This is a genomic window from Lysobacter sp. MMG2, assembly GCF_016735495.2.
In the GTDB taxonomy this organism is placed as follows: domain Bacteria; phylum Pseudomonadota; class Gammaproteobacteria; order Xanthomonadales; family Xanthomonadaceae; genus Lysobacter_J.
Map to the genome: position 1 here is coordinate 592,693 of NZ_JAERQY020000002.1, position 26,300 is coordinate 618,992.

The window sequence follows — 26,300 nt, forward strand, 5'->3', positions numbered from 1 at the left end:
GCGCGCTGCGGGCCTGGATCCCGGCCTTCGCCGGGATGACGGTGGGTCGCCGCACAGGGAGTGCCCGTGCGCTACGGGCTTGGGTCCCGGCCTTCGCCAAGATGACGGACAGTGCCGAGCGGCGCCCCCACACGCGCCCTCCCAAGCCCCGCCCTACCGCCCACCGCGCCCAACCCACCGCCCGCACCACTCGCCCAATCCCATCAGACGAAAGTGCGAAATCCCCCCTAAAGTTTTCCCGGCCGCTGCCGATGGTCATTGAGACCATAGGTCTGCTTCTCTGGGGAGGGGAGCGGCATGCAGGGTACTTACGACTTCAGGGCGATCGTCCTGTCGTTTCTCATCGCGTGGTTCGCGGCCTTCGTCGCGGTCCAACTGGCAGGCCGCGTGCGCAGTGCGTCCGGACGCACCATGCCGGTGTGGGTGTGGGCCGGCGGCGCCGCCTTCGGGCTGGGCATCTGGTCGATGCATTTCACCGGCATGCTGGCCTTCCGCTTGCCCGTGCCGATGTACTACGACGTGCGCATGACCGTCGTGTCGCTGGTCGCCGCCGTGCTGTCGTGCGTGCTGGCGCTGTACGTGGCCGGCACGCGCCGGCGCAGCTTCGCGCAATTGCTGCTCGCCGCCGCGTTCATGGCGATGGGCATCGTCAGCATGCATTACCTGGGCATGGCCTCGATCACCTTCAGCCCCGGCGCGCTGTACTCGCCGTTCTGGGTGATCGCCTCGATCGTCGTCGCCCTTGCAGTGTCGCTGGTCGCCCTGCACCTGCTCACGCGCTTCTCGTGGATCGGCAACGAACCCAGCTTCGGCGTGCAGGTCGGTGCCGCCGCGTTGATGGCGCTGGGCGTGTGCGGCACGCATTACACGGGCATGGCAGCACTGCAGGTGGGGCCGGGCACGTTCTGCCTGACATCGCCGGGCGCTGTCCCGGGCGAACAACTGAGCCTGGTGATCGTCAGCATCGCCCTGCTCTACCTGGCGGCCATCACCATCGGCTCGCAGCGCGACCTGCATGCCAGCGAGCAGCGCTTCCGCGCGCTCGTCGACGGCGCGCCCGGCGCGATGATCATCGTGGAAGCCAACGGCCGCATTTCGCTGGCGAACGTGGAAGCCGAGCGCCTGCTCGGCTACACGCGCGGCGAGCTGGCCGGCCGTCCGATCGAGGTGCTGATCCCCTCGCGCCTGGTGCCCCGTTGCCCGGACGAACGCGCGCGCTTCCTGCAGGTGCAGCGCAAGCTGCATGTGAGCGGCGGCGAGCACGAGCTGCACTGCCTGCGTCGCGATGGCAGCGAAATCCCGGTCGAATTCGGCCTGAGCCCGCTCGTCGTCCAGGGCCGGCGCGTCGTGGTGGCCTCGATCATGGACCTCACCGAGCGCAAGCAGGCCGAGGAGCGCATCGCGCGCCTGGCCTATTTCGACACGCTTACCGGCCTGCCGAACCGCAGCAAGTTCGAACTGCGCATGGAACAGGCGCTCGCCAGCGCCGGCACCGACGGCTTCGGCCTGATCTTCGCCGACCTGGACGGTTTCAAGGAGATCAACGATTCGCTAGGCCACAGCGCCGGTGACCGCGTGCTGGCGCAGATCGCGCACCGTCTTCGCGAAGGCGTCGGCGAGCGCGGCGAGGTGTTCCGCTTCGGTGGCGACGAATTCATCGTCCTGCTGCCCAGCGGCTCGCCCACGCGCGATGCGGGCATCGCCGAAGAACTGATCCGCCGCGTCGCCGTGCCGATGTGGATGGAAGGCGAGCAGCTCGGCGTCACGCTGAGCCTGGGCAGCGTGCGCCATCCCGAGCACGGCCGCGATCACGACCAGTTGCTCAAGCGCGCCGACATCGCGATGTACCAGGCCAAGGGCGCCGGCAAGAACGTGCACCTGCGCTTCCTGCCCGACATGGAAGCCTCGGTGACGCGCCGCTTCGCCATGCTCAACGAACTGCGCAACGCGCAGGAGCTGGGGCAGCTGGTGCTGCTCTACCAGCCGATGATCGAACTGCGCACGCGCCGCATCATCGGCGCCGAAGCGCTGGTGTACTGGGACCATCCGCGCCACGGCCGCATCACGCCGTCCACGTTCATTCCGGTGGCCGAAGAACACGGTCTGATCGAATCGCTCGGCGAATGGGTGCTGGAAGAAGCCGTGCGCCAGTCCGCCGCGTGGCGCGCGAACGGGCTGCCGCCGCTGCGACTGGCGGTGAACGTCTCCAGCGCGCAGTTCCGCGACGCGTCCCGCCTGCGCAACGCGGTCGACCGCGTGCTGCGCCGCCACGGCTTTCCGGCCGACAGCCTGGAGCTGGAGATCACCGAGCGCCAGATCATGCACGACCCGCAATCCAGCATCGCCACGATGGTCGCGCTGTCCGAACTGGGCGTGGCGATGGCGCTGGACGACTTCGGCACCGGCTATTCCAGCCTGAGCCACCTGCGCGACTTCCCGCTGCGCAAGCTCAAGATCGACCGCAGCTTCACCGACCAGATCGACCGCGACCCGCAGGGGCTGGCGATCGTGCGTGCGGTGTGCGAACTGGGCCGCAACCTGGGCATGCAGGTCGTCGCCGAGGGCGTGGAGCGCGAGGCGCAGGTCGCGCCGCTGTTGGGGGTGGACTGCGCGCTTGTGCAGGGCTTCCTGTTCGGCGCGCCGATGTCGGCGGCGGAGTTCGAGCGGCGCATGCCTCGCCCCGTGCCGGCCTGACGCGACTGGATGGCGGCGGAATGGGGCCGAGCCCTCATCCCGCCTGCGCACCCCCGCGCGTACCATCCGGCCACGCCCGCCGGAGCGCCCGCCCATGCCAGCCCCCCGCCTGAGTCGCAGGGATTTCCTCAAGAGCAGCGTGATCGCCGGCATCGGCGTCTACATCGCCGCGCCGGGAAGCGCCGCGCTGGCGGCGTTGTTCGAACGCGAGCGCCTGCGGCCCCTGCCCTGGGACGCGCGCAACGGCACGATCCGCTACCGCACCGATGCCACGGCCAAGGTCACCGGCGAGAAGGTCTTCAGCTTCGACATGCGCGGGCGCGACCTGCCCGGCTGGCCGGACACGCAATCGCACGCGATGCTGCTGCGCGCCACGCGCGCCGACCGCGTGTATGCCGGCGTCGACCTGTCGGTGCTCGGCGATGCGCTCAAGCCCGACCGCATCGTCACCGCCGCCGACCTGCAACGCGATGGCGTGGCATTCCCCGCGTTCTACGGGCAGGACATGCTGCTGCCGGAAGGCAGCACGCCCGCCTACCTCGGCCACGCGGTGGCGCTGCTGGTGTGGCACGACTTCGCGCGTTTCCGCGCCGCCAAGAACGCGCTGCGCTTCCGCGACGACATCGTCCGCTGGGGCGCGCAGACCGGGCCGCTGGATCGCCCGCCGTGGGCGGCGTTCCGCTACGTGCGCGTCGGCGGCGCGACGGCGTTCGATGGCGACGCGTATTCGAGCCTGAAGGACACGCCGCTGTTTCCTTCCGGCTTCGATCGCAAGCGCCCGCTGTGGCCGCAGGCCAACCCGAACGGCGCGCTGGACGCGCAGGGCGCCGCGTTCGCCGCGCGCATGGCCGAAGAACTGTCGAATCCTTCCGACGCCACGCTGGTGCTGGAGCGTGAGTACTTCTCGCAATCCATCGACACCGCCGCGCTGGAACCCGACAACGGCAACGCCTGGTTCGATGCGGCCACCGCGACGCTGCACCTGGTCAGCGCCACGCAGTCGCCGCAGGAAGTGGCCGCGGCCGGCGCGCGGATGCTGGCCGACAGCCGCCTTGGCGTGCGCAACCTCGTGCTGCATCCCTGCTACACCGTCGGTTACGGCTCCAAGGATCACAACCCGTTTCCGTTCATTGCATTGATGGCCGGCCTGTACGGCGACGGCCGGCCGGTGCGGCTGGCGAACGATCGCTACGAGCAGTTCCAGACCAGCCTCAAGCGCCACAGCTTCCGCATGCGCTATCGCATGTCGGTGGACCGCGCGAGCGGCAAGTTCCAGGTGTTCCAGGCCGACATGATCGGCGACGGCGGCGGGCGCCAGAACTTCTCGCCGTCGGTGTGCCTGGTCGCGGCGACGGCGGCGCAGTCGATCTACTACTTCCCGCGCAGCGACCTGGCGAGCACGGTGATCTCTTCGCGCGCGCTCGATGCAGGATCGGCACGCGGCTACGGCACGCTCCAGAGCATGGGCGCGACCGAGATGATGGTCGACGAGATCGCCTCGCAGCTGGGCGTGGATCCGATCGAACTTCGCCAGCGCAACGTCTTCACCTCGGGGATGAAGAACACGCAAGGCGCGATTCCCGGCGGCGCGCAGCGTGCCGACGAAGTGCTCGCACGCTGCCGCGCGCATCCGCTGTGGACGGAGCGCGAACAGCGCAAGAAGGACTTCGAGGCCGCCCATCCGGGTCGTCGCTACGGCGTGGGCTTCGGTTGCGTACAGAAGGATTTCGGAACGGGCGCAGAAGCCGCATTCGCCGAAGTGTCCCTGTCGAAGGACGGCCGCCTGCTGCTGCGCCACATCGGCGTTGAAATGGGCACCGGCATGGCGACGAGCCAGGCGGCGGTGTGCATTGGCTGGCTCGGCCGGCCGGCCGACGAAGTCCGCACGGGCGAGAGCGAGTGGCCCGAACTGCCGATGATCGAAACCGGCGACCCGTGGCTGATGGCGCAGGCCGAACAGGACCGCCACGTCGGCGATCCGCGCTGGACGCCCAACCGCGTCAGCCCGAGCAGCGCGAGCAATTCCGCTTACTTCTTCAGCCATGCCACGCGCGAAGCGGCGCGACTGCTGTTCACGCAGGGGCTGTGGCCGGCGGCATTGGCGATCTGGGGACGCGGGTTCGGCGGCGGCCAGCTCGCGCCGCTCATCGTGCGTCGCGAAGACGCACGCTGGATCGACGGCAAGCTCACCGCCGGCGGCATGACGCCGCTGCCGCTGGCGTCGCTGGTGACCACGGCTTACGAGATGGGCCTGGCGACGGGCGCGATCGTGCACACGTTCAATCGCTGGCAGTGGGCGGAGGCGGAGTTCCCGCTCGACGGCGACGACGCGCGACTGCCGCTGGACGGCATCGCGCTGCGCTGGGGCGACGGCAGCGGCGCCGGCAAGGGCACCCCCACCGCCAACGGCTATCGCATGATCGAACGCACGCGCGCGCACTACCCGCCCACGCAGCGCAACAACGCCGGCGTCGTGTACTACAGCGCGATCGGCACCCTCGCCGAGGTCGCCGTGGACACCGGCAACGGCCGCGTCGAACTGCTCAACCACCATTCGGTTCTGGAGTGCGGCAACGCGATCGTGCCGCAGCTGGTTTCCGGCCAGTTGCAGGGCGGGCTGGCGATGGGCATCGGCCACGCGCTGCACGAATACCTGCCGTTGTACGAGGACGGCCCCGGCAACGGCACCTGGAACTTCAACCGCTACACGCTGCCGCGCGCGCGCGACGTCGCCGTCTGGTCGCAGAGCGGCGAGGTGCTGCCGCCGCTGTCGGACACCGACCCGCCCAAGGGCATGGCCGAAGTGGTGATGATCGCCGTCGTCCCCGCCATCGTGAACGCCCTCGCGCATGCGACGGGCCATCGTTTCCGCGAACTCCCGGTCACGCCGGAGAAGGTGCGCGCCGCACTGGAGCAGGCGACATGAGCACCCTCCCCGCCCGCACGCGCCCGCTCACGCTGAAGGTCAACGGCCGTTCGCACGGGCCGATCGACGTGCCCGAGGACATGATGCTGGTCGATGTCCTGCACGAGTACCTCGGCCTCACCGGCACGCGTTTCGCCTGCGGGCAGGGCGAATGCCGCGCGTGCACGGTGATCGTCGACGACGCGCACGGCCCGCGCGAGATGCGCAGTTGCATCACCGGCGCGCACTACTTCGCCGACAAGCCTATCCGCACCGTTGAAGGCCATGCGCGACGCGATGAGTCCGGTCGCATCGTGGAACTCTCGCCGGTGCAGCAAACCTTCCTCGATCACTTCAGCTTCCAGTGCGGCTATTGCACGCCCGGCTTCGTCAACGCGGCGACGGTCCTGCTGGAGAAGCTGGCGAAGGCGCCGGTGGCGAAGGCGCGCGTGGAGGCGACGATCCTGGAAGCGCTCGACCCGCACCTGTGCCGTTGCACGGGTTACGTGCGCTACTTCGAGGCGGTGAAGGAACTGGTGTTGAAGACGCCCGGCCTGGTGCGGGAGGACGCGCCATGAACCGGTCCTTCGCGCATGTGGCGCTCAAGTTGCTCGCGCTGATCGTGCTCGCCGTGCTGTTGATCGCCGCAGCGACGGCGGTGTCGCGCTGGTGGCATTCGCGCGGCCCGGTGCAGAAGGCCGCCGCGACCGCGGAACAGCTCGAGCGTGGCCGCACTCTCGTGCTCGCCGCCGATTGCGCCGCCTGCCACACCGCCGACAACGGCGCGCCCTTCGCCGGCGGCGTGCCGCTGGCATCGGCGTTCGGCACGCTGCACGGCACCAACATCACGCCCGATCCCGAACACGGCATCGGCCGCTACACGGCCGATGATTTCTTCGACGCGTTGACGAAGGGCAAGGCGCGCGACGGCCATCCGCTCTACCCGGCGATGCCGTACGTGTCCTACCGCCGCATGGCGCGCGAGGACAGCGACGCGATGTATGCGTACCTGATGAACCGGCCCGCGGTGAACGTGGCCAACGCGCGCAACGACGTGAACTTCCCCGCGAACATCCGCACCTTCCTGCACGGCTGGAAGCTGCTGTTCGCGCGGCGCGACATCCCGGCTTCATCGCAGGGCGACTCCGCGCAATGGCAGCGCGGCCGCTACCTCGTCGACACGCTCGGCCACTGCGGCGAATGCCACACGCCACGCGGCGTGCTCGGCCAGCTCAAGGTCGACCGCACGCTGCACGGCAACGCCGACTTCGGCCGCTTCGCCGTGCCGGACATCACGCCCGCGGGCCTCGCCGCGCGCGGCTGGGACGCGGCGACGCTGCACCAGTACCTGTCCACCGGCGTGAGCCCGCGCGCGGTGGCGTCGGACGAGATGCTCAAGGTGGTGAACCTGTCGACGAGCCGGCTGGCACCGGCCGATGTCGAGGCGATCGTCACTTACCTGCTCGGCGATCGCGCGCCCGCGCCGACGCCGTTCGCCGTAGCGGCCGCGACCGACGACGCGCCTGCGCGACGCACCTACTTCGACCTCTGCGCCGGCTGCCACGGCCGCGACGGCGAAGGCGTGCCGAACGTCGCCCCCGACCTTCGCGCCAACAGCAGCGTGCGCGAAGCCAATCCGCACAACCTCATCGTCGCCATGCTCGACGGCCTGCCCGTGCACGACCTGCCCGGCATCGCGCGGATGCAGGACATGCCGGCGTTCGGCGAGGAACTGGACGACGCACAGATCGCGTCGCTCGCCACGTGGATGCGCCAGCGTTACGGCGGGCAGGACGCGGTCGTCGATGCCTCGGCGGTGCGGGAGCTGCGCGAGGCGGACTCGCACTGAAGCCGGCGGCAAGCCGGGCGAGTCCACTCGACATACGGCCTGTCCGATCCGGCCCGCTCGAATGTCTGCAAGACATTCGTTAAACCCCTGTGATGCCCGGCCTTAATCGGTGTGACCGGCGTTCGCGTCCGTCGGCAAAGCCCGATGCGTCGGCAGAAATTGCGGGATGGATCACGGTTTAACGCCGATCACGCTGACAACGTTGTCACCCATCGACCCGGCCTCCCCACTCGGCACGAAGCCGTCGGCCCAGGTCGCCTACTCGCCGGAGGTGAGCGTGTCGGATCCGAACCGCCAGTACGGCCGCATTCGACACGCGCACCGCGTGCGACGCCCCGCGTCGCACCGCTCCGGCAGCACCGACAAGGACTAGGCGCCGGCCCGTTCCGGGTCCGGCATGTGTGTGGCGGTCAATGGGAGGGAAGCTCGTGAAAGACGCAAGCAGGAATGCCGCAAGACCGGTCGCGTTGGCGCTTTCGACGGTGTTGGCGTTGACGGTCATGATTCCCACGGTGCACGCGCAGACGGTTTCCTGCGCCGCGATACCGGCGTGGAACCAGTCCACCATCTACAACCCCGGCGACAAGCTGGTGTATCAGAACCGCCTGTACCAGGCGAACATCCAGATCTGGAACGCGCCGCCGACGCACTGTCCCACCTGCGGCTGGTACACGGACCTGGGCGCCTGCGGCACGGGCGGCACCAACCAGCCGCCGAGCGTGACGCTGACCTCGCCCAGCAACGGCGCCAGCTACAACGCCGGCAGCAGCATCGCCGTCACCGCCAATGCAAGCGACAGCGACGGCAGCGTGGCGAGCGTGGAGTTCTTCAGGGGCACGGTCTCGCTGGGCGTGGACACCACCTCGCCGTACGCGGTGACGTGGAGTAATGCCACCGCCGGCAGCCACAGCTTCACCGCGAAGGCCACCGACAACCAGGGCGCCACGACGACGACGGCTGCGGCGACGATCACCGTCACCACCGTCAATCCGCCGACCGACACCACGCCACCGAGCGTGCCGACGGGACTGGCCGCGACGGCGCTGTCGTCCAGCAGCATCGCGCTGAGCTGGAACGCCTCGACCGACAACGCCGGCGGTGCGGGCGTCGCCGGCTACGACGTGTACCGCGGCGGCACGCTGATCGCCTCGCCGACCACGACCAGCTACACCAACACCGGCCTGGCGGCGAACACGACCTACAGCTACACCGTGCGTGCGCGCGATGCGGCCAATCCGTCCAACGCTTCGGCGCAGAGCGGCGTGGTCAGCGCCAAGACGCTCGAAGGCGGCGGTGGCGGCAACAAGCGCGTGATCGGCTACTTCGCGCAGTGGGGCATCTACGCCCGCAACTACCGCGTGAAGAACATCGACACCAGCGGTTCGGCGTCGAAGATCACGCACATCAACTATGCCTTCGGCAACGTGCGCAACAACCGCTGCGAAGTGGGCGTGGTCCAGCCGACCAACGAAGCCACCGGCGTGGGCGGCGATGCATTCGCCGACTACACCAAGGCCTTCGGCGCGGGTGAAAGCGTGAGCGGCGCGGCCGACACCTGGGACCAGCCGCTGCGCGGCAACTGGAACCAGCTCAAGCAGCTCAAGGCGAAGTATCCGAACCTCAAGGTGCTGATCTCGCTGGGCGGATGGACCTGGTCACGCGGTTTCGCCAGCGCGGCGCGTCCGGAGAACCGCGTGGCGTTCGTGTCCTCGTGCATCGACGCCTACATCCGCGGCAACCTGCCCGTTACCGACGGTGCGGGTGGCACGGCGGCGGCGGCGGGCGTGTTCGACGGCATCGACCTGGACTGGGAATACCCGTCCGCCTGCGGCCTGACCTGCGGCACGCCGGAGGAAAGCGCCAACTTCACCGCACTGCTGGCCGAGTTCCGCCGCCAGCTCAACGCGGTGCGCCCGGGCCTGTTGCTGACCATCGCTGCCGGTGCGGGCGTGGACAAGGTGCGCGTCACCGATCCGGGCACGTACAGCCAGTACCTGGATTACATCAACGTGATGACGTACGACTTCCACGGCACGTGGGATTCGCGCACCAACCATCACTCGCCGCTGTTCGACTCGCCCAACGATCCGCGCACGGGCGACCAGAAGTTCTACAACAGCAACGATGCGATGGAAGCGTTCCTGACGCGCGGTGTGCCGGCGTCCAAGCTCAACCTCGGCATCGGCTTCTACGGCCGCGGCTGGACGGGTGTGGCCAACGTAAACAACGGCCTGTACCAGACCGGTTCCGCCGCGCCCGGCACGTATGAAGCGGGCAACGAGGACTACAAGGTCCTGAAGGACCGCCCGGGCACGATCTACACCGACGCGAACGCGCGCGCCACGTGGAAGTACGACGGCAACACGTTCTGGAGCTACGACACGCCGGCGATGGTCACCGAGAAGATGAGCTACGTGAAGGCGCAGAACCTCGGCGGCGCGTTCTTCTGGGAATTCAGCGGCGACGACGCGGCCGGCACGCTGGTCAACACGATCAACAACGGCCTGAAGTAAGCGGCCGGGACAACGCACTCTCCAGACCCGACAACGGGTTTGCCCCTCGGCGCCGATCGCAGGATCGGCGCCTTTTTTCTGAAGCGCGCCCAATGCGCCGCGCGGCGCGTTGCGCTCAGCGGGTGTCGTCGAACACGTAGCCCTCGCCGTGGATGGCATCCAGCGGCAACGGCAACTCGCACCCATCGGCGACCTTGCGGCGCAGCCGATACACCAGCGAATCGAGCCGGTGCGAGTCGAACTCGCCGTCCGTCAGCGACACGACAAGGTCCTCGCGCGTCACCAGTTGCCCGGGCGTGAGCAGCAGCCTGGCGAGCACGCGGCGCTCGGTGCGGGTGAGCGCGACCGCGTGGCCATCGGGACACAACAGCGACCAGCCTGCCTCGTCCAGGCGCCAGCGCGTGTGGGGTTCGGGCGTAGTCGGTCGATCCATCGAGGGCGCACCGCAGCCTGAAGCTGCGACCGATCCTAGCCAGCCTTCCGCGCGCGGGCATGGGCCAAACGTCTGGCTTGTTCGTGAACGGGCGAGGCAGGAGTGCGTTGCGCGGGGTGATATGTGGAGGTCGATATGTGCGACCCAATACGTGCAGTCCGCTACATCACGTCATCGATCCTTCACGTCATCCCGGCGAAGGCCGGGATCCAGGCTGCCATGCCTTCCGACGCATCACGTCATTCCAGCGGAAGCTGGAATCCATTTTGATGTTGCTGCTGAAAGGCACCGGGAAAGCATGAAACGTCCCTGGAGAGTGCCGCCATGCGGCGGCCCAAAAGACCCCGCCTTCGCGGGAATGACGGTGGATGGTTTGCCACAGAGGGAGTGCCCAAACACAACGAGCCTGGATCCCGGCCTTCGCCGGGATGACGGTTGGGAGGGTGCACCCTCAGCGCGTCATCCGCAGCACATCGTCCAGCAACCCCGCCGCCGTGACCTCCGCACCGGCACCCGGCCCCTGGATCACCAGCGGCTGCACCGCATAGCGATCCGACCAGATCGCCACGCGATTGTCGGTGCCGGCCCCGCCCGCCAGCGGATGATCCGCCGGCAGCGATTCCAACCCCACGCTCGCGCGTCCGTCCTGCAAACGCGCGATGAAACGCAGCCGCTCGCCGCGCTTGTACGCCTGTGCGTAACGCTCGCGCAGCGACGCGTCGAGGGCGGGGAGCGCCGCATCGAGGGCGTCCTTCGAAAGGATCGCCAGTTCCGGCGGTACCAGCGAGGCGACCTGCACGTCCGCCGCCTCCAGCTCCACTCCGGCCGTGCGCGCGAGGATCAGCAGCTTGCGGCGCACGTCTTCACCGGAGAGGTCATCGCGCGGATCCGGTTCGGTGTAGCCGGCATCGCGCGCCTGCCGCACCAGCACGGAGAACGGCCGCATGCCGTCGTAGTGATTGAACAGCCACGCCAGCGAGCCCGACAGCACACCGGCGATCGAATGGATGCGATCGCCGCCCGCCTGCAGCTCGCGCAGGCTGCGCAACAACGGCAAGCCCGCACCGACGGTCGCGCTGTCGCCATAACCGGCATCGCCGATCGCCGCCGCTGCGCGAATCGCACGCCAGCGGGACAACGAGGTGCCCTGCCCGATCTTGCACGCGGTGGCGACGTGGATGCCCTGCGCCAGCCAGTGCGCATGACGCTCGGCGACGGCTTCGCTGGCCGTCGCGTCGATCACCACGCGCGGACCGTCGCCGCGCAACACGGCGTCGACGGCTTCGAGCGAACTGTCCTGCGGCGCGAGCGCCAGCCGCCGCGCCGCTTCATCCGGTGCGAGGCCCGCACGATCGCTCGTGCCGACGCGCGAGTTGGCCACATGCACCAGCGCCAGGCGCTCGCCCAGCGTCGCGCCCTGCCAGGAGGCCAGTCGCGCCATCACCGCGCTGCCGACCGTGCCGGTGCCCAGCAGCGCGACGCGCGCGGGTGAGCGCTGCGCGGCGAGATCGCGCGCGACGCCCAGCGCAGCCAGGCTCATCGTTTCACACGCTCGGCGATCGCGACGGCCTGCTCGGCGCGTTCCAGCGCGGCGGCGATGTCGGCCACCAGATCGTCCACGTGCTCGATGCCGACCGACAGGCGCAGCAGACCATCGCCGATACCGGCGGCCTCGCGCGCTTCGGCGGACATCGCCGCGTGCGTCATCGTCGCCGGATGCGCGACCAGGCTTTCCACGCCACCCAACGATTCGGCCAGCGTGAAGCACTGCAGCCCATCGAGGAACGCGCGCACGGCGTCCACGCCGCCGTCCAGCTCCACGCTCAACATCGCGCCGAAACCTTCCTGCTGGCGCGCCGCAAGCGCGTGGCCGGGGTGCGATTCCAGTCCCGGGTAATGCACGGTGAGCACCGCCGGATGCGCGTCCAGCAGCGACACCAGCGCCTGCGTGTTCTCCTGGTGCACGCGCAGGCGCGCGTCGAGCGTGCGCAGGCCGCGCAGGGTGAGGAAGCTGTCGAACGGCGAGCCGGTGAGGCCCAGCGCGTTGGCCCACCACACCAGCTTCTGGTGCTGTTCGGCATCGCGCGCGACCACCGCGCCGCCGACGACGTCGCTGTGTCCGTTGATGTACTTGGTCGTGGAGTGCACGACGAAATCCGCGCCGAACGCCAGCGGCTGCTGCAATGCGGGTGAGAGGAAGGTGTTGTCCACCACCGTCAGCGCGCCCTTGGCCTGCGCGGCTTCGATCACGAAGCGCAGATCGGTGATGCGCAGCAGCGGGTTGGACGGCGTTTCGATCCACACCACCGTCGGATTGCTCGCCAGCGCTTCGGTCAGCGCGCGCGGGTCGGTGAGGTCGGCGGTGATGAGTTCGAATGCGCCCTTCTTCGCCAGCGCATTGAACAAGCGCCAGCTGCCGCCGTAGCCGTCGTGCGGCACCACCAGGCGATCGCCCGGCTTGAGCAGCGCGTGCAGCAGCAGCGTGATGGCGCCCATGCCCGTGGCGGTGACGACGCCGCCGGCGCCGCCTTCCAGTTCGGCCAGCGCTTCGCCGAGCAGGTCGCGCGTGGGGTTGCCGCTGCGCGTGTAGTCGTACTGCCGCTTCTCGTTGAAGCCGGCGAAGCTGAAGTTGGACGACAGCACGATCGGCGGCGTCACCGCGCCGAAGGCAGTATCGCGGTCGATGCCGGCGCGGACGGCGGCGGTACAGCGGTTGCGCGTGATGCTCATGCCGCCACCTCCAGCACGTCGTCGAGGGCTTCGCCGAGGATCGCGCCGATCTCGGCCTCCTCCTTCAGGAAGGCGTCGTGGCCGTACAACGAACGCACCACGCGCAGGCGCGTTTCGCCGCGCAGGCGTTCGACCAGGTCGTAGGCGTCCGACAGCGGCACCAGGCGATCCTCGGCGACGGCGACGACGGTCACCGGCAGGCGGATGGTGGTCGGGTCCACGTCCTGCAGGTCGATGGATTCGGACAGGCGCAGGTACGCGGTGGGCGAAGTGCGCTGCACATAGGAAGCGCCGCAGTGGTCGAGGTAATCCTCCGCACCCACGCGCACGCGGCCTTCGCTCACCTGCGCGGCTTCGAAGCGCGCGGCGAACTCTTCCGGCGTGCGGTAGCTCAGGATCGCGAACTGGCGCGCCAGCGCGAGGCCGTGCGTCTCGTCGCACTGCAGCGCGCCCAGCGCGACGGCGCGGCGCTGCAGCGCGCGCCAGGCGCTTGCATACGGATGGGCGCGATGCACGCCGCTGATCGCGATGAGCTGGCCCAGGCGATCACCGTGGCGCGCGGCGAACTGCAGGCCGACCATCGCGCCGTAGGAGCAGCCGACGAAGGCCTGCAGGCGCGCGATGCGCAGCGTGTCGAGCAGCGCGCTGATCGCGTCGGCCTGGTCGGACGGGTCCAGCGGCGCGTCGAGCGTGCCGTCGGCGCCGAGCCAATCGAAAGCCACCAGGCACTGCTCGCGCGGATCCAGCGCCTTGCCTGTGCCGACCTGCTGCTCCCACCAGCCCTGCTCGGCGAACGCGGCGCTCGCGGCGAGGTGGCGGTGCGCGGAGATCCCGCCGGCCACGAACACCGCCGGCAGCGTGCGGTCGCCGAGGATTTCGTAACGCAGCGCGACGGTGCGGCGACCGGCATGGCGAAGGTCGAGTTCGACCGTGCATTCGCCACGCAGCGCAGGCACGGCATGCACCTGCGAAGCGGCGTGGGCGATGGCATCGAGGACTTCGACGCGGTCGACCGTGGCGGCGGCGGAATCGAACTGGAGGGCGGTGGGGGCGAAGCTCATGGCGGCATCCTTGAACGAAGGGGCCATCGAGCCTGCGAGTCGCACACGCACCGCTTGGGTGCGTGTTGCAACCATCTTCCGACCGGCGCTGGAAAGCGCCTCGTCGCAGGAATTGGCACCTTCGCCCCGCATTGCTGCGTGAGTTGGGTTGCCCCGGCTTCAAAGGGCCTGTCCCTCTGCCGGTCTCGATGGATGGCCGCAGTCTGCCCCCGTCCGGGGGCGGTGTCAATCGCTTCATCCGCATATAGCGATTTATTATTTCGGTCACGTATCCGCCTCCCGATGTGAAGGCGGCTTGCATACACTTCGGCTCCATGACTCCCCGCCTTTTCGTCTCCGTCGCCCTCGCACTGGCGACCCTCATCACCGCCTGCTCCACCACCCGCCCGGTCGCGCCGCCGCCCGCCACGGCACAGGTCGCCACGCCCGAACCGCGCACGGTGCTGGAGCGCTACGTCTCGCCCGAAAGCGCGCAGGACGAGCTCGACTCCCTGGCCACCTGGACCGCCGAGGACGGCGCGACGTGGCTGATCGCCACCGCCAAGTCCACGCACCGTCTGGTCGTGTTCGACGCCGACAGCGGCCAGCGCCTGCGCGACGTCGGCGGTGAGGGCGCCAAGCCCGGCGAGTTCAATCGCCCCAACGGCATCGCCGTCTATGGCGACTACGCATTCGTGGTGGAGCGCGACAACCACCGCGTGCAGGTGTTGTCCCTGCCCGATTTCAAGCCGGTGGGCAGCTTCGGCGACAAACAACTGCGCAGCCCCTACGGCATCTGGCTGACCGAGACCGAGCCGGGCGAGCTGGAGGTCTACATCACCGACAGCTTCATGTACGGCAAGAAATTCGACGAAGTGCCGCCGCTGGCGGAACTCGACCAGCGCGTGCGCCGCTTCCGCGTGCAGTTCGACCAGGCCGGGCGCCTGCGCTCGACCTACGCGGGCTCTTTCGGCGACACCACGCAGGAAGCGGGGCTGCGCATGGTCGAATCGATCGCGGGCGATCCGGGCAACGACCGGCTGCTGATCGCCGACGAGGATCGCCGCCACGAATCCACGCTGCGCGAGTACAGCTTCAGCGGCAAGTACACCGGCCGCAGCCTGCCGCAGGACAGCTTCGGTGCCGAAGCCGAGGGCGTCGCGCTATGGAGCTGCGCCGACGGCAGCGGCTACTGGATCGCGGTGGACCAGCTCGCACCGCTGACGATCTTCCACCTGTTCGACCGTGCCACGCTGGAACCGCGCGGCAGCTTCGAGGGCGAGACCACCGCGCACACCGACGGCGTCGCGTTGCACGCGGCTTCGACGAAGACCTTCCCGAGCGGCGCGCTGTTCGCGGTGCACGACGACAAGTCGGTCACCGCGTTCGACCTGGCGGAGGTCGCACGCGTTCTGCAGCTTTCGCCCACCTGCGCACCGTGATGCGATGAGGCGCGCGTCCCGCCAGGCGGTCTGGATCATCGGCGGCGCCGCGCTGCTGATGGCCTTCGGCGCGGGCGCGGCGAAGATCTACCGCTGGACCGACCGCAGCGGCGTCACGCACTACGGCGACCACGTTCCCAACGCGCCGCCGTCGCAGGTGAGGACGATCCCGGTCGAAGGCGAACCCAGCGCGATCGCGCAGCTGCGCATCGAGAACGACGGCGAGCGTTTCCTCGCGTTCGCCGACAACCGGCTCTCCGGCCCGGTGCAGGTGCAACTGGATTTCAGCCGCAGCGACAACGTGATCGGCAGCCCGGTGCTGCCCGCGCGGGCGACGGTGGCGGCCAGAAGCAGCGCGCTGGTGGCGGTGCTCAGTTCGGCCGATCCGGACCGCGGGTTCGATTTCGAGCTGCAGATGGACAGCCTGCCCGGCGACCCGTCCGCGCGCCCGCGCGACGTCGACTACTTGCTGCCGCTGCAGCAGGCGCAGTTCCGCATCGACCAGGGCTACGGCGGGCATTTCAGCCACCGCGACGAGCAGAACCGCTATGCGGTGGATTTCGCCGCCGACATCGGCACGCCCGTGCTGGCCGCGCGCGAGGGCGTGGTGATGCAGGTGGAATCGGATTTCGACAAGGCCGGGCTCAACCTGGAACGCTACGGCGGCCGCGCGAACTTCGTGCGCATCCTCCACGAGGACGGCACGATGACGCTGTACGCGCACCTGAAATCCGAAGGCGCACTGGTGCGCGTGGGCCAGCGCGTGCGCGCCGGCCAGCAGATCGGCCTGTCGGGCAACACCGGTTTCACCACCGGCCCGCACCTGCATTTCGCCGTGCAGGTGAACCGCGGGATGAAGCTGGAGTCGATCCCGTTCCGCATGATCGGACCGCAGGGGCCGTTGCGGATATCGGGGGGTTGAAGGCGGGCGGTGATACCGGCGAAGCGACTTGTCGCCTAAGCAGACCACGCACAGAACCGTCATCCGGCGAAGACCGGAATCCAGGCTGTCACGCGCACACACACATCGCGTCATTCCAGCGAAAGCTGGAATCCGTTTGAATTTGCTCGCAGCCGATCGGAAGCTTGGCTATTGCTCCTTCTTTGGGAGGCGGGCCAAAGCCAAGTCAACATGGATCCCAGCTTTCGCTGGGATGACGGTGACAGGGCTCACCGCCGTCGGAGTGCCCGCGCGTTACGGGCCCGGGGCCCGGCCTTCACCGGGATGACGGTGACAGCGTTCACCGCCATCGGAGTGCCCGCACGCTACAGGCCTGGATCCCGACCTTCGACGGGATGACAGGACTCTTGGGCGATCAGGCCGCCTGCGCCGCCGCCGGCTCCACCATGTCGCGCCACTGCGGCAAACGATCGATCACGTTGACGTTGCGCAGATAGCCCTCGTCCACCGGCCTCCCGGCGACCAGCGTCGAGGCCACGTGCACCGCGCCGGCGACCCAGAAACCGCTGGCCTTCAGGCGGCCCGGGCGGTGCTGGAACGCCACGCCTTCGACGATCGGCATCGGCAGGCCCCACAGGCCCAGCAGGTAGGCACCGGCTTCCGCGTAATGCGGGCCGGTCGAACCTTCCGATCCGTCGGACACGCCCGGCAACAGCTTGCCCACTTCCGCCAGCAGGCCCGCCGTGGCGGCGAGTTCCGCACTCGGCCCGGCCAGCAGGCGACGCGCCAGTCGCGAGGTGCGCAGCGCACGGTCCTGGATCGCCTCGCGCTCCTTGCCCGCCAGTTGCGTCGGTCCGAACGCTTCGCTCGCCAGCACCAGGCGCAGCAGCGTCTGGTGGCCCAGGCGCGTGACCGCGGCGCGGATGTCGGTGATCTCGCGACCGCCGGAGAAGTACGCCGAATTGCACAGGCGCAGCACCTTGGCGACGATCGCCGGATCTTGCGAAAGCATCTGCGCAATCGCCGCGTTACTCGCATCCGGATCGCGCAGCAGGCGGCTCAGTTCCAGGTACAGGCGCGGCGGCGGCGGCAGCGAGCCGACCCGACCTACGGCCTGCTTCAGTTCCTCGCTGCCCAGCACCTGGCGCAGCTCGGCCACGCTGTCCACGGCCTCGATCAGCTCGCCCGCGTCGAGCGGGCGCGACAGCAGCCGGTGGGCGCAGTCCAGGCCCTGCATCGAGCCGCTGTCCTCTTCCGGGTCCAGCAGCAGGATGCGCACCGCCTGCGGATGCAGCGCGGCGACCTGGCTCAGCAGCACCGGGCCCGGCACGGCGCCCAGGCGCAATCCGCACAGGAACACGTCGATCGGCTCGCCCGACGACAGCGCGGCGTCCGGTTCGGCCAGCCACTGCACGTCCCAGCCCAGATCGAAATAGCTCAGCGATTCCTCGAATTCGCCGGCGCGGCCGGCGTCCTCACCCACGATCACGATGCGCACTGCAACCCCCGGCATTACGGATATCCAAGACGGGTAGCGGCGCAGTGGGGCCGAGCTTTAGGGTCGGCTGAATGGGCAAATACGGAAATGAGAGGTAGCGCACACTTTGCCCGCCCCGCCCCTGGCGAACCCGGAGACCCGCAGGACGGCATGAAGGCGGTACCGCCACCGTCCGGCTCCCGAGCCGGTGCGGCTTAGTCCCCCGGCCTTGCCCTCCACGCCGGGCAAGGGAACCGCCGCCAGCCCGTATACTTCCCGCCCTTCCCGACTTCCGATGCGCGGACCGCCGTCCGGCCCGTCCGCGCCCGCCGTTTCCATGTCCGACGTTTCCCTCGAAGCCGCCCGCCGCCGCACGTTCGCGATCATTTCGCACCCCGACGCGGGCAAGACCACGCTCACCGAAAAGCTGCTGCTGTTCGGCGGTGCGATCCAGATGGCCGGCTCGGTCAAGGGCCGCAAGGCCGCGCGCCATGCGACGTCCGACTGGATGGCGCTGGAAAAGGAGCGCGGCATCTCGGTGACCAGCTCGGTGATGCAGTTCCCCTACGAGGGGCGCATCGTCAACCTCCTCGACACGCCCGGCCACGCCGACTTCGGCGAGGACACCTACCGCGTGCTCACCGCGGTGGACTCCGCGCTCATGGTCATCGACGTGGCCAAGGGCGTGGAAGAACGCACGATCAAGCTGATGGAGGTGTGCCGCCTGCGCGACACGCCGATCATGACCTTCATCAACAAGCTCGATCGCGAGGGCAAGAACCCGATCGACCTGCTCGACGAGGTGGAGAGCGTGCTGGGCATCCAGTGCGCGCCGATCACCTGGCCGATCGGCATGGGCCAGCGCCTGAAGGGCGTGGTCCACCTGGTCACCGGCGAGGTGCACCTGTACGAACAAGGCCGCAACTTCACGCGCCAGGACTCGACCATCTTCGCGTCCATCGACGACCCGGCGCTTGAAGCTCGCATCGGCGCGCAGATGCTGCAGGAGCTGCGCGAAGAACTGGAGCTGGTGGAAGGCGCCTCGCACCCGTTCGATGTCGCCAAATACCTGTCGGGCGAGCAGACGCCGGTGTTCTTCGGTTCGGCCGTGAACAATTTCGGCGTGCAGCTGCTGCTGGACTTCTTCGTCGAGCACGCACCCTCGCCGCGCCCGCGCGCGACCACCTCGCGCGAAGTGGCGTCGTACGAGCCCAAGCTCACCGGCTTCGTCTTCAAGATCCAGGCCAACATGGACCCGCAGCATCGCGACCGCGTGGCGTTCATGCGCGTGTGCTCGGGCCAGTTCAGCGCCGGCATGAAGGCCTTCCACGTGCGCAGCGGCAAGGAAGTGAAGCTCGCCAACGCGCTGACCTTCATGGCGAGCGACCGCGAGATCGCCGAGAGCGCGTGGCCGGGCGATGTCATCGGCATCCACAACCACGGCACGATCTCCATCGGCGACAGCTTCACCGAGGGCGAGGCGCTGAGCTTCACCGGCATCCCGAACTTCGCACCGGAGCTCTTCCGCCGTGCGCGCCTGCGCGATCCCCTCAAGCTGAAGCAGTTGCAGAAGGGCCTGGCGCAGTTGTCGGAGGAAGGCGCCACGCAGTTCTTCCGTCCGCTGATGAGCAACGACCTGATCCTGGGTGCGGTGGGTGTGCTGCAGTTCGACGTCGTCGCTTATCGCCTGAAGGACGAATACGGCGTGGACGCGAGCTTCGAGCAGGTCAGCGTCGCCACGGCGCGCTGGATCCGCTGCGACAACGAGAAGAAGCTCGAAGAGTTCCGCGACAAGAACGCGATGAACCTCGCGGTCGACGCCGCCGGTGAGCTGGTCTACCTCGCGCCGACCCGCGTGAACCTGCAGCTGGCGCAGGAGCGCGCCCCGGACGTGAAGTTCCTCGCCACGCGCGAGCACGCGCACGCGGCGGCGTTCGACTGATGCCCGCATGGCTGGCGTGGTGGCTGGTGCTCAACCTCGCCACCGTGCTGGTGTACGGCTACGACAAGGCGATCGCCGGCGGCAAGCGCCGGCGTGTTCCGGAACGCTGGCTGCTCGCGCTGGCGCTGCTCGGCGGCTCGCCGGGCGCGTTGTTCGCGATGAGGCTGTTCCGGCACAAGACGGCCAAGCCGTCGTTCCGACGGGCGATGATGCTGATCGTCACGGCGCAGGTGGTGGTGATGCTGGTGCTGTTAACGCGCAATCCGTAGATCGCAGATCAGTAACTCCGTCATCCCGGCGTAGGCCGGGACCCAGGCTGCACGTCCTCCGACACATCACGTCATTCCAGCGAAAGCTGGAATCCATTTTTCTGCAGTTGCTCACGAGGCAACGGGGCAAGCGCGGAAAGTCCCTGGAGAGTGCCGCCCTACGGCGACCCCAAAGACCCCGCTTTCGCGGGAATGACGTGAGATGGATTGCCCGATGGGAAGTGCCCGCGCGCTGCGCCATGCGCAACGAGCCTGGGTCCCGGCCTACACCGGGATGACGGGTTGAGAGAGTCGTCCATCTTTGCGAGGACCGACCACGGCCAGTCCGGCCCCGCACTCGCCCGATCACTTCCGCGCCGGCAACTTCCCCACCCACGGCGGCGTCGGCTGATCGGCGTCGAAGTACTCGAAGATCAGGTGGATGCGATCGGCGTCGCCGTTGTTTTCCACCGCGTGCACGGCCATGTTGCTGACCTCCACCGCTTCGCCTTCGATGAAGTGATAGCCGGTGCCGTCGATGAAGAACACCACCTTCTCGTTGGTGAGCAGCGGCACATGGATCTTGTGCGGCCACTTCGCCGCGGGATTCGCATCCCGGTGCGGCTTGATCACGCCTCCCGGCGCCATGCGCGCGAGCATCACGCGCGGGAATTCGCCGCGCGCATAACCGTAAGGCGCGACGGCCTGCGCCAACACCGGTTCGAGCAATTCGCGCCATGACGCCCACAGCGGGCGCTCGTAATGCTTGCGCCAATCCTGGAAATCGCTGACGAAGCGGAACACGATGTGGCGCGTACGGTCCAGCGCTTCGAAACGGTTGGGCTTGTCGGCGTTCTCCGCGTCCCAGGTCGCTTCGGGAATGGCGAGCACCGCCTCGCGCAGACGCGCGATGTCGACATGGCCGAGCCGGCGCACCGAAGTGGTCTTGCGCGGGTTCGGCTGGACGTCGGCAGGCGAGAAGGCGGCAGTGGCGGTCATGGTCAGAACTCGTATCCGAACAGTTCCAGGTCGCGCCGGTAAAGCTCGGCGACGCCGTCGATCAGCGCCTGGTCATAGTAGTCCCGGTAACCGCCGCGGCGCGAACTGTTGACCTGCCCCAGCGTCGCGGACGGCAGGCCCAGCCGCTCGCAGATCGCGTCGTAGGACGCCTGCATGTCTTCCACGCGCCCGACGTGATCGGCCAGCATCGTGCCGTCCTCGTCGGTGACGAACGTGTGCTGCGGCTGGAACAGGATGTGCTGCATCGGACGCGCCTGGAACAGGATGTAACGCATCACCTGCTGCGGGTTCTTCAGGAACGCCCCGTCGGCGCGCGTCATGAACGCGCAGTAGGAGACGAAGCGGTCGAAGGGATTGCGCACGAACGCGAACTTGAAATACGAGGCGAAGGGTTCCTCGCCGAGGAACGGGCGTATCTGGGCCAGCGTGATGTGGCCGTGCTTGATGGCTGCCAGCTCCTCGAACGGAAACCGCTTGTTCACGAACAGGCCGACCTGCTCCAGGTCCTCCTCGCTGAGGTGTTCGCGCAATGCCTGGCGCACCGAATGCGTGCCGGTCTTGGGAATGGCGGCGAAGACGAAGCGGTGCTGGTGCGAAATGATCATCGGGGCCGGGTTCGGGATGAGGCGGACGGGCAAGGCAGTGCCGGCATCATAGAGGCTGCCGGGCGCGTCCTGAGGCCGGCGTCACAGCCTCGCCTTTGTCTCGGCCAGCGATCCCGAGCATTTGCTCCAGCGTGCGCTAGGATGCTCGCACCATGCCCCCCGCCCGATCCGTCCACGACGGTTCCGCGTCCGTTGCGCCGCACGACCTGCATTCGGTGCGCGAGGAATTCGTCAATGCCCTGACCCACGGCCTGGGCGCGACCGCCGCGCTCGCCGGTGGTGCCGTCCTCATTACATTGGCCGCCCTGTACGGCGATGGCTGGCAACTGGCGGGGGCGATCGTCTTCGGCATCTGCCTGCTCCTGCTCTACCTCGCCTCCACGCTCTACCACGCGATCCAGCACCCGGTCGCCAAGGCGCGGCTGAAGGTCTTCGATCACTGCGCGATCTATCTGCTGATCGCCGGCACCTACACTCCCTTCACGCTGATCGGCCTGCGCGGGCCGTGGGGCTGGGGGCTGTTCGCGGCGATCTGGACGCTGGCCCTGGCCGGAGTGGTGTTCAAGCTGTTCTTCACGGGTCGTTTCAAGCTGCTTTCCACCGGCATCTACATCGCGATGGGCTGGCTGGTGATCGTGGCGATCAAGCCGCTGCTGGGGGCGCTGGACGGCTGGACCATCGGATGGCTGTTCGGCGGCGGCGTGTTCTACACGCTGGGCACGGTGTTCTATCACCGGCCATCGCTGCCCTATTCGCACGCGATCTGGCACCTGTTCGTGGTGGCCGGCAGCGTGTGCCATTACGTCGCCGTGATGGCGCAGGTGGTCACGCCGGGCAGCATCCTGCCGAGCTGAACTGCGCACAACGCGTTCACTTTCGCTTGACCGCGCGCCGCCGATGGTGGGGCGGTATCCAGGCGGATCTGCGGTGAACGCTTTGCTATCTCCTTTCATGACAACGGCACGCGCGCACTGCGTCGCGTGCAGATGACGGCATGCGCTGGCGCGGTCCTCGAAACGCGGGGTCTGGCGGTGCGGACGCCGGCCGCGCATGGCCGCATCGCCATCCGGTGATGACGGCGCTGGCGATCGTCGCGGCGCTGCTCGCCATTCTTATCGCCATCTGGGACTGGAATTGGTTCAAAGGCCCGCTGGAGCGCCAGGTCGAGGCGCGCACCGGCCGCGAGTTCCACATCGACGGCAACCTCGACGTCGACCTGAGTTGGACACCGGTGGTGTCGGGCGAACGCGTGCGTTTCGGCAACGCCTCGTGGGCGCGCGAACCCGTGATGGCCTCGGCCGATCGTGCGGAAATCGGCATCGCGCTGCGCCCGCTGTTGCGCCGGCAGGTGCTGTTGCCGCTGATCCGCCTGGACCGCCCGCGCCTGCTGCTGGAGACCAACCCCAAGGGCGGCGACGGCAACTGGGTGTTCGGCGACCAGAGCAGCGAGACCAACGTGCAGTTCCGCCGCGTCGACATCCAGCGTGGCTTCCTGCAGTTCCTCGACGCGCCCAAGCGCACCGACATCCGCATCGGCGTGAGCAGCCAGGGCGCGCGCACGCGGGGTGCGTCCGCGCCGGTGTCGGTCATCGGCGGAGGGCTGTGGCAGAACAACAAGTTCGTGCTGGAGGGCACGGCCGCTTCGCCGTTGCTGTTGCGCGATCGCGAGGCGCCGTACCGGATCGACGTGCGCGCCTCCGCGGGCCCGACCCACGCGCATGCGCGTGGCACGCTGCTGGATCCTCTGCGGCTGCGCGGTTTCGACCTGCAGATGAAACTGTCCGGTCGCGACCTCGCCGACCTGTATCCGCTGCTGGGACTGGCCATCCCGCACACGCCGCCGTACACGCTCGACGGACGTTTCAGCCGCGAAGGCAACGTGTGGCACTACCGCAACTTCGACGGCCGCATCGGCGACAGCGACATGCACGGCGACGCCAGCGTGACGACCGGCGGCAAGCGTCCCTATCTGCGCGCCAACCTCACCTCGCAGCGCCTGGACTTCGACGACCTGGCCGGCTTCGTCGGTGGCGCGCCGCAGAGCGGCCGCGGCGAGACGGCCAATGCCGAGCAGAGCGCGAAGGCCGCGCAGGAACAGGCCAGCGCGCGCCTGCTTCCGCACACGCCGTACGAGCTCGACAAGCTGCGCGCGATGGACGCCGACGTGCGCCTGCGCGCGGTGCGGATCAACGCGCCCAGCCTGCCGCTGGACGACATGGACGCGCACCTGCTGCTGGAAGGCGGGCTTTTGAAACTGGATCCGCTGAACTTCGGCGTGGCCGACGGCGACATCCGTTCGCGCATCCGCATGGACGCGCGCACCGACACGATCCGCACCCGCGCCGATGCGAAGCTCGCCGGGCTCAATCTCTCCAAGCTGCTGCCCAAGGTGGAACTTGCGCAGAACGCGATCGGCAAGATCAGCGGCGATGTCGGCATCGAAGGCACAGGCAATTCCATCGCGGCGATGCTGGGCAGCAGTGACGGCAACATCTCCGTCGGCATGGGTCGGGGGCGCATCAGCAACCTGCTGATGGAAATGGCCGGCATCGACCTGGCGGAGATCATCAAGTTCAAGCTCGGCGGCGACCGGCAGATTCCGGTGCGCTGCGCGTTCGCGGACTTCGGCGTGGACAACGGACTGATGACGGCGCGCTCGCTGGCGTTCGATACGACCGACACCATCCTCATCGGCTCGGGCACGGTGAACCTGCGCGATGAAACGCTTGATCTCACCATCCGCCCGCGCCCGAAGGACCGCAGCCTGCTCACCTTCCGCACGCCGCTGCGCGTGGATGGCACGTTCAAGCAGCCCAAGGTGCATCCGGATCTGGCGGGCGTGGGGTTGCGCGGCGCGATCGCGCTCACGCTTGGGACGATCACACCGCCGGCCGCGCTGCTGGCGACGCTGGAACTGGGCCCGGGCGAGGACTCGGGCTGCGGCGGTCGTTACGCCAAATGAGCCGCTGACTCAGCTGGCGATGTAGCGCTGCAACTGGTCCAGTTCGACCTGCTGGTCTTCGATCACCGCCTTCACCAGATCGCCGATGGACACCACGCCCAGCACCTGCCCGTTGTGCACGACCGGCAGATGACGGATGCGGCGGTCGGTGACGATCTGCATGCAGCGGTCGGTGGTGTCGTCCAGGCCGATGCTGATGACCTGGCCGGTCATGATGGTGCGCACGGGCGTGTCGGCCGAAGAGCGTCCCTGCAGCACGATCTTCCGCGCATAGTCGCGCTCGGACAGGATGCCCACCAGTCGTCCTGCATCCAGCACCAGTACGGCGCCAATGTGCTTTTCGGCCATCAACCTGATCGCGTCGATCACCGGTGCGTCCGGGCCGATCGCGAACACTTCCGGCGCTTTGGCTTCGAGCAATTGCCGCACGGTGCGCATGGCCGTCTCCTTCCGCCAGGGGGCTTGCGGCCGAGCATACTCCAGGGCGACGTCAACGCATGCGAAGACGGACGAGCGTCAATCCACCCTGGATCCGTGCAGGCGCTGCACGCGATCGCCCTCGTTCGGCGCCTCGGCCGGGCGCGCCGGGCGTGCGGGCTGCCAGGTGTCCACCAGGTAGAGCGGACGCTGCTTGGATTCGTCGTACAGGCGCCCCAGGTACTCGCCGATCACGCCCAGCGCGATCAGCTGCACGCCGCCGAGGAACAGGATCACCGACATCATCGTCGGCCAGCCCGCCACGGGATCTCCGAGCAGCATCGCCTTGACGATGATCCACACGCCGTAGAGGAAGGCGACCATCGCCGTCAGCAGGCCCATGTACGTCGCCAGTCGCAGCGGCGCGGTGGAGAAGCTGGTGATGCCTTCCAGCGCGAGGTTCCACAGCCTCCAGAAATTGAACTTGCTGCGTCCGGCCACGCGCGGATCGCGGTGATACGGAATGGAGATGCGGTTGTAGCCGACCCAGCCGAACAGGCCCTTCATGAACCGATGACGTTCGCGCAGCTGACGCAGCCCCTCCAGCGCGCGCGGCGACAGCAGGCGGAAATCGCCGGTGTCGGCCGGAATCGGCGTCTTCGACAGACGGCCGATCAAGCGGTAGAACGCGTGCGCCGTGGAACGCTTGAGCCAGCCCTCGCCTTCGCGCTCCATGCGGGTGCCGTGGACGTCGTCGTAGCCTTCGCGCCACTTCGCGATGAACTGCGGGATGAGCTCCGGCGGGTCCTGCCCGTCGGCATCCAGGATCAGCGCGGCGCCTTCCTCCACGCGGTCCAGCCCAGCGGTGAGGGCGAGCTCCTTGCCGAAATTGCGCGACAGCCGCAGCAGTGCGACGCGACGGTCTGCGGCCGCGAGCTGCTGCATCAGCGGCCAGGTCGCATCGGTGCTTCCGTCGTCGATGTAGAGCACCTGTCCGTCGATGCCTTCCTCGTGCGCGAGCGCGTCGACCACCGCGCGGATGCGCGGATGCAGCAACGGCAGGCTGTCGGCCTCGTTGAAGGCGGCGATGACGACGGTGAGGCGGTTGCAGGTCATGGGGCA

Annotated in this window: 21 protein-coding genes and 1 riboswitch; of the genes, 12 read left to right on the forward strand and 9 right to left on the reverse strand. The window is 68.5% G+C overall.

Annotated features, from left to right (window positions below; translation table 11 throughout):
- Positions 1 to 297 precede the first annotated feature (297 nt).
- From JI752_RS10755 to JI752_RS19530, 6 genes are all read left to right on the forward strand, one after another.
- Positions 298 to 2,694 carry an EAL domain-containing protein gene (locus tag JI752_RS10755; protein WP_216963568.1) on the forward strand — a complete coding sequence of 799 codons (2,397 nt, stop codon included), beginning with the start codon at positions 298 to 300 and terminating at the stop codon, positions 2,692 to 2,694.
- A 94-nt stretch (positions 2,695 to 2,788) separates the two neighbouring features.
- Positions 2,789 to 5,620, forward strand: a complete 2,832-nt coding sequence (locus tag JI752_RS10760) for a molybdopterin cofactor-binding domain-containing protein (protein WP_216963570.1) — start codon at positions 2,789 to 2,791, stop codon at positions 5,618 to 5,620.
- Entirely contained in the window at positions 5,617 to 6,177 is a 561-nt protein-coding gene (locus JI752_RS10765) for a (2Fe-2S)-binding protein (protein ID WP_216963572.1), read from the forward strand. Before JI752_RS10760 ends, JI752_RS10765 begins: the two co-directional genes overlap by 4 nt.
- A complete protein-coding gene (locus JI752_RS10770; protein WP_216963574.1) occupies positions 6,174 to 7,448 on the forward strand; it encodes a cytochrome c in 1,275 nt (424 codons plus the stop codon). Before JI752_RS10765 ends, JI752_RS10770 begins: the two co-directional genes overlap by 4 nt.
- Before the next feature lie 166 nt (positions 7,449 to 7,614).
- Positions 7,615 to 7,821, forward strand: coding sequence for a hypothetical protein (locus JI752_RS10775; RefSeq protein WP_216963576.1), 207 nt, complete (start codon positions 7,615 to 7,617; stop codon positions 7,819 to 7,821).
- Positions 7,822 to 7,948: 127 nt separating this feature from the next.
- The gene (locus JI752_RS19530; protein ID WP_216964299.1) at positions 7,949 to 9,961 is read left to right on the forward strand and encodes a glycosyl hydrolase family 18 protein; all 2,013 of its coding nucleotides are present in this window, start codon (positions 7,949 to 7,951) and stop codon (positions 9,959 to 9,961) included.
- A gap of 115 nt (positions 9,962 to 10,076) precedes the next feature.
- Here JI752_RS19530 and JI752_RS10785 read toward each other — a convergent pair whose 3' ends face one another.
- The 4 genes from JI752_RS10785 to JI752_RS10800 form a co-directional block, all read right to left on the reverse strand.
- The gene (locus JI752_RS10785) at positions 10,077 to 10,394 is read right to left on the reverse strand and encodes a helix-turn-helix domain-containing protein (RefSeq protein ID WP_216963578.1); all 318 of its coding nucleotides are present in this window, start codon (positions 10,392 to 10,394) and stop codon (positions 10,077 to 10,079) included.
- A 451-nt stretch (positions 10,395 to 10,845) separates the two neighbouring features.
- Positions 10,846 to 11,934 carry a homoserine dehydrogenase gene (locus JI752_RS10790; protein WP_216963580.1) on the reverse strand — a complete coding sequence of 363 codons (1,089 nt, stop codon included), beginning with the start codon at positions 11,932 to 11,934 and terminating at the stop codon, positions 10,846 to 10,848.
- Positions 11,931 to 13,124: an O-succinylhomoserine (thiol)-lyase gene (locus tag JI752_RS10795; RefSeq protein ID WP_216963584.1), complete on the reverse strand. Its 1,194-nt coding sequence runs from the start codon at positions 13,122 to 13,124 to the stop codon at positions 11,931 to 11,933. Before JI752_RS10795 ends, JI752_RS10790 begins: the two co-directional genes overlap by 4 nt.
- On the reverse strand, positions 13,121 to 14,185 hold the full coding sequence (locus JI752_RS10800) for a homoserine O-succinyltransferase (RefSeq protein ID WP_216963587.1): 1,065 nt from the start codon (positions 14,183 to 14,185) through the stop codon (positions 13,121 to 13,123). The genes JI752_RS10795 and JI752_RS10800 overlap by 4 nt, the downstream gene beginning before the upstream one ends.
- A 68-nt stretch (positions 14,186 to 14,253) precedes the next feature.
- Positions 14,254 to 14,380, reverse strand: a riboswitch (SAM riboswitch).
- A gap of 119 nt (positions 14,381 to 14,499) precedes the next feature.
- On the opposite strand from JI752_RS10800, the gene JI752_RS10805 reads away from it, so the two are divergent.
- Together JI752_RS10805 and JI752_RS10810 are read left to right on the forward strand one after the other, a co-directional pair.
- The gene (locus JI752_RS10805) at positions 14,500 to 15,606 is read left to right on the forward strand and encodes a phytase (RefSeq protein WP_216963590.1); all 1,107 of its coding nucleotides are present in this window, start codon (positions 14,500 to 14,502) and stop codon (positions 15,604 to 15,606) included.
- Between the two features lie 4 nt (positions 15,607 to 15,610).
- Positions 15,611 to 16,528: a M23 family metallopeptidase gene (locus JI752_RS10810; protein WP_254200545.1), complete on the forward strand. Its 918-nt coding sequence runs from the start codon at positions 15,611 to 15,613 to the stop codon at positions 16,526 to 16,528.
- A gap of 394 nt (positions 16,529 to 16,922) precedes the next feature.
- On the opposite strand, the gene JI752_RS10815 is transcribed toward JI752_RS10810, so the two are convergent.
- Positions 16,923 to 18,005, reverse strand: coding sequence for an HDOD domain-containing protein (locus JI752_RS10815; protein WP_342315965.1), 1,083 nt, complete (start codon positions 18,003 to 18,005; stop codon positions 16,923 to 16,925).
- 316 nt (positions 18,006 to 18,321) lie between these two features.
- Between JI752_RS10815 and JI752_RS10820 the strand changes: the two genes are divergently transcribed.
- Both JI752_RS10820 and JI752_RS10825 read left to right on the forward strand, forming a co-directional pair.
- Positions 18,322 to 19,926 carry a peptide chain release factor 3 gene (locus JI752_RS10820; protein ID WP_216963596.1) on the forward strand — a complete coding sequence of 535 codons (1,605 nt, stop codon included), beginning with the start codon at positions 18,322 to 18,324 and terminating at the stop codon, positions 19,924 to 19,926.
- Complete coding sequence (locus tag JI752_RS10825; RefSeq protein ID WP_216963599.1) at positions 19,926 to 20,195, forward strand: DUF1294 domain-containing protein; 270 nt, start codon at positions 19,926 to 19,928, stop codon at positions 20,193 to 20,195. The genes JI752_RS10820 and JI752_RS10825 overlap by 1 nt, the downstream gene beginning before the upstream one ends.
- A 345-nt stretch (positions 20,196 to 20,540) precedes the next feature.
- Here the strand turns inward: JI752_RS10825 and JI752_RS10830 are convergent, their stop codons facing one another.
- Entirely contained in the window at positions 20,541 to 21,173 is a 633-nt protein-coding gene (locus JI752_RS10830; protein ID WP_216963602.1) for an aspartyl/asparaginyl beta-hydroxylase domain-containing protein, read from the reverse strand.
- Between the two features lie 2 nt (positions 21,174 to 21,175).
- Positions 21,176 to 21,799 (reverse strand): sulfotransferase family 2 domain-containing protein, encoded by a 624-nt coding sequence (locus tag JI752_RS10835; protein WP_216963607.1) that lies wholly within the window; start codon positions 21,797 to 21,799, stop codon positions 21,176 to 21,178.
- A gap of 152 nt (positions 21,800 to 21,951) precedes the next feature.
- On the opposite strand from JI752_RS10835, the gene JI752_RS10840 reads away from it, so the two are divergent.
- Positions 21,952 to 22,653 carry a hemolysin III family protein gene (locus JI752_RS10840; RefSeq protein ID WP_216963610.1) on the forward strand — a complete coding sequence of 234 codons (702 nt, stop codon included), beginning with the start codon at positions 21,952 to 21,954 and terminating at the stop codon, positions 22,651 to 22,653.
- A 218-nt stretch (positions 22,654 to 22,871) separates the two neighbouring features.
- On the forward strand, positions 22,872 to 24,761 hold the full coding sequence (locus JI752_RS10845; protein ID WP_216963614.1) for an AsmA family protein: 1,890 nt from the start codon (positions 22,872 to 22,874) through the stop codon (positions 24,759 to 24,761).
- A gap of 9 nt (positions 24,762 to 24,770) precedes the next feature.
- Here the strand turns inward: JI752_RS10845 and JI752_RS10850 are convergent, their stop codons facing one another.
- Together JI752_RS10850 and JI752_RS10855 are read right to left on the reverse strand one after the other, a co-directional pair.
- Positions 24,771 to 25,199 carry a CBS domain-containing protein gene (locus JI752_RS10850; protein ID WP_216963616.1) on the reverse strand — a complete coding sequence of 143 codons (429 nt, stop codon included), beginning with the start codon at positions 25,197 to 25,199 and terminating at the stop codon, positions 24,771 to 24,773.
- A 78-nt stretch (positions 25,200 to 25,277) separates the two neighbouring features.
- Positions 25,278 to 26,294: a glycosyltransferase family 2 protein gene (locus tag JI752_RS10855; RefSeq protein ID WP_216963619.1), complete on the reverse strand. Its 1,017-nt coding sequence runs from the start codon at positions 26,292 to 26,294 to the stop codon at positions 25,278 to 25,280.
- Positions 26,295 to 26,300 lie beyond the last annotated feature (6 nt).

What these genes read in the sequence shown, in the direction of transcription:
- JI752_RS10755 (WP_216963568.1), top strand. Translation starts at nt 298, where the DNA reads ATGCAGGGTACTTACGACTTCAGGGCGATCGTCCTGTCGTTTCTCATC.
- JI752_RS10760 (WP_216963570.1), top strand. Translation starts at nt 2,789, where the DNA reads ATGCCAGCCCCCCGCCTGAGTCGCAGGGATTTCCTCAAGAGCAGCGTG.
- JI752_RS10765 (WP_216963572.1), top strand. Translation starts at nt 5,617, where the DNA reads ATGAGCACCCTCCCCGCCCGCACGCGCCCGCTCACGCTGAAGGTCAAC.
- JI752_RS10770 (WP_216963574.1), top strand. Translation starts at nt 6,174, where the DNA reads ATGAACCGGTCCTTCGCGCATGTGGCGCTCAAGTTGCTCGCGCTGATC.
- JI752_RS10775 (WP_216963576.1), top strand. Translation starts at nt 7,615, where the DNA reads ATGGATCACGGTTTAACGCCGATCACGCTGACAACGTTGTCACCCATC.
- JI752_RS19530 (WP_216964299.1), top strand. Translation starts at nt 7,949, where the DNA reads ATGATTCCCACGGTGCACGCGCAGACGGTTTCCTGCGCCGCGATACCG.
- JI752_RS10785 (WP_216963578.1), bottom strand. Translation starts at nt 10,394, where the DNA reads ATGGATCGACCGACTACGCCCGAACCCCACACGCGCTGGCGCCTGGAC.
- JI752_RS10790 (WP_216963580.1), bottom strand. Translation starts at nt 11,934, where the DNA reads ATGAGCCTGGCTGCGCTGGGCGTCGCGCGCGATCTCGCCGCGCAGCGC.
- JI752_RS10795 (WP_216963584.1), bottom strand. Translation starts at nt 13,124, where the DNA reads ATGAGCATCACGCGCAACCGCTGTACCGCCGCCGTCCGCGCCGGCATC.
- JI752_RS10800 (WP_216963587.1), bottom strand. Translation starts at nt 14,185, where the DNA reads ATGAGCTTCGCCCCCACCGCCCTCCAGTTCGATTCCGCCGCCGCCACG.
- JI752_RS10805 (WP_216963590.1), top strand. Translation starts at nt 14,500, where the DNA reads ATGACTCCCCGCCTTTTCGTCTCCGTCGCCCTCGCACTGGCGACCCTC.
- JI752_RS10810 (WP_254200545.1), top strand. Translation starts at nt 15,611, where the DNA reads ATGAGGCGCGCGTCCCGCCAGGCGGTCTGGATCATCGGCGGCGCCGCG.
- JI752_RS10820 (WP_216963596.1), top strand. Translation starts at nt 18,322, where the DNA reads ATGTCCGACGTTTCCCTCGAAGCCGCCCGCCGCCGCACGTTCGCGATC.
- JI752_RS10825 (WP_216963599.1), top strand. Translation starts at nt 19,926, where the DNA reads ATGCCCGCATGGCTGGCGTGGTGGCTGGTGCTCAACCTCGCCACCGTG.
- JI752_RS10830 (WP_216963602.1), bottom strand. Translation starts at nt 21,173, where the DNA reads ATGACCGCCACTGCCGCCTTCTCGCCTGCCGACGTCCAGCCGAACCCG.
- JI752_RS10835 (WP_216963607.1), bottom strand. Translation starts at nt 21,799, where the DNA reads ATGATCATTTCGCACCAGCACCGCTTCGTCTTCGCCGCCATTCCCAAG.
- JI752_RS10840 (WP_216963610.1), top strand. Translation starts at nt 21,952, where the DNA reads ATGCCCCCCGCCCGATCCGTCCACGACGGTTCCGCGTCCGTTGCGCCG.
- JI752_RS10845 (WP_216963614.1), top strand. Translation starts at nt 22,872, where the DNA reads ATGACGGCGCTGGCGATCGTCGCGGCGCTGCTCGCCATTCTTATCGCC.
- JI752_RS10850 (WP_216963616.1), bottom strand. Translation starts at nt 25,199, where the DNA reads ATGCGCACCGTGCGGCAATTGCTCGAAGCCAAAGCGCCGGAAGTGTTC.
- JI752_RS10855 (WP_216963619.1), bottom strand. Translation starts at nt 26,294, where the DNA reads ATGACCTGCAACCGCCTCACCGTCGTCATCGCCGCCTTCAACGAGGCC.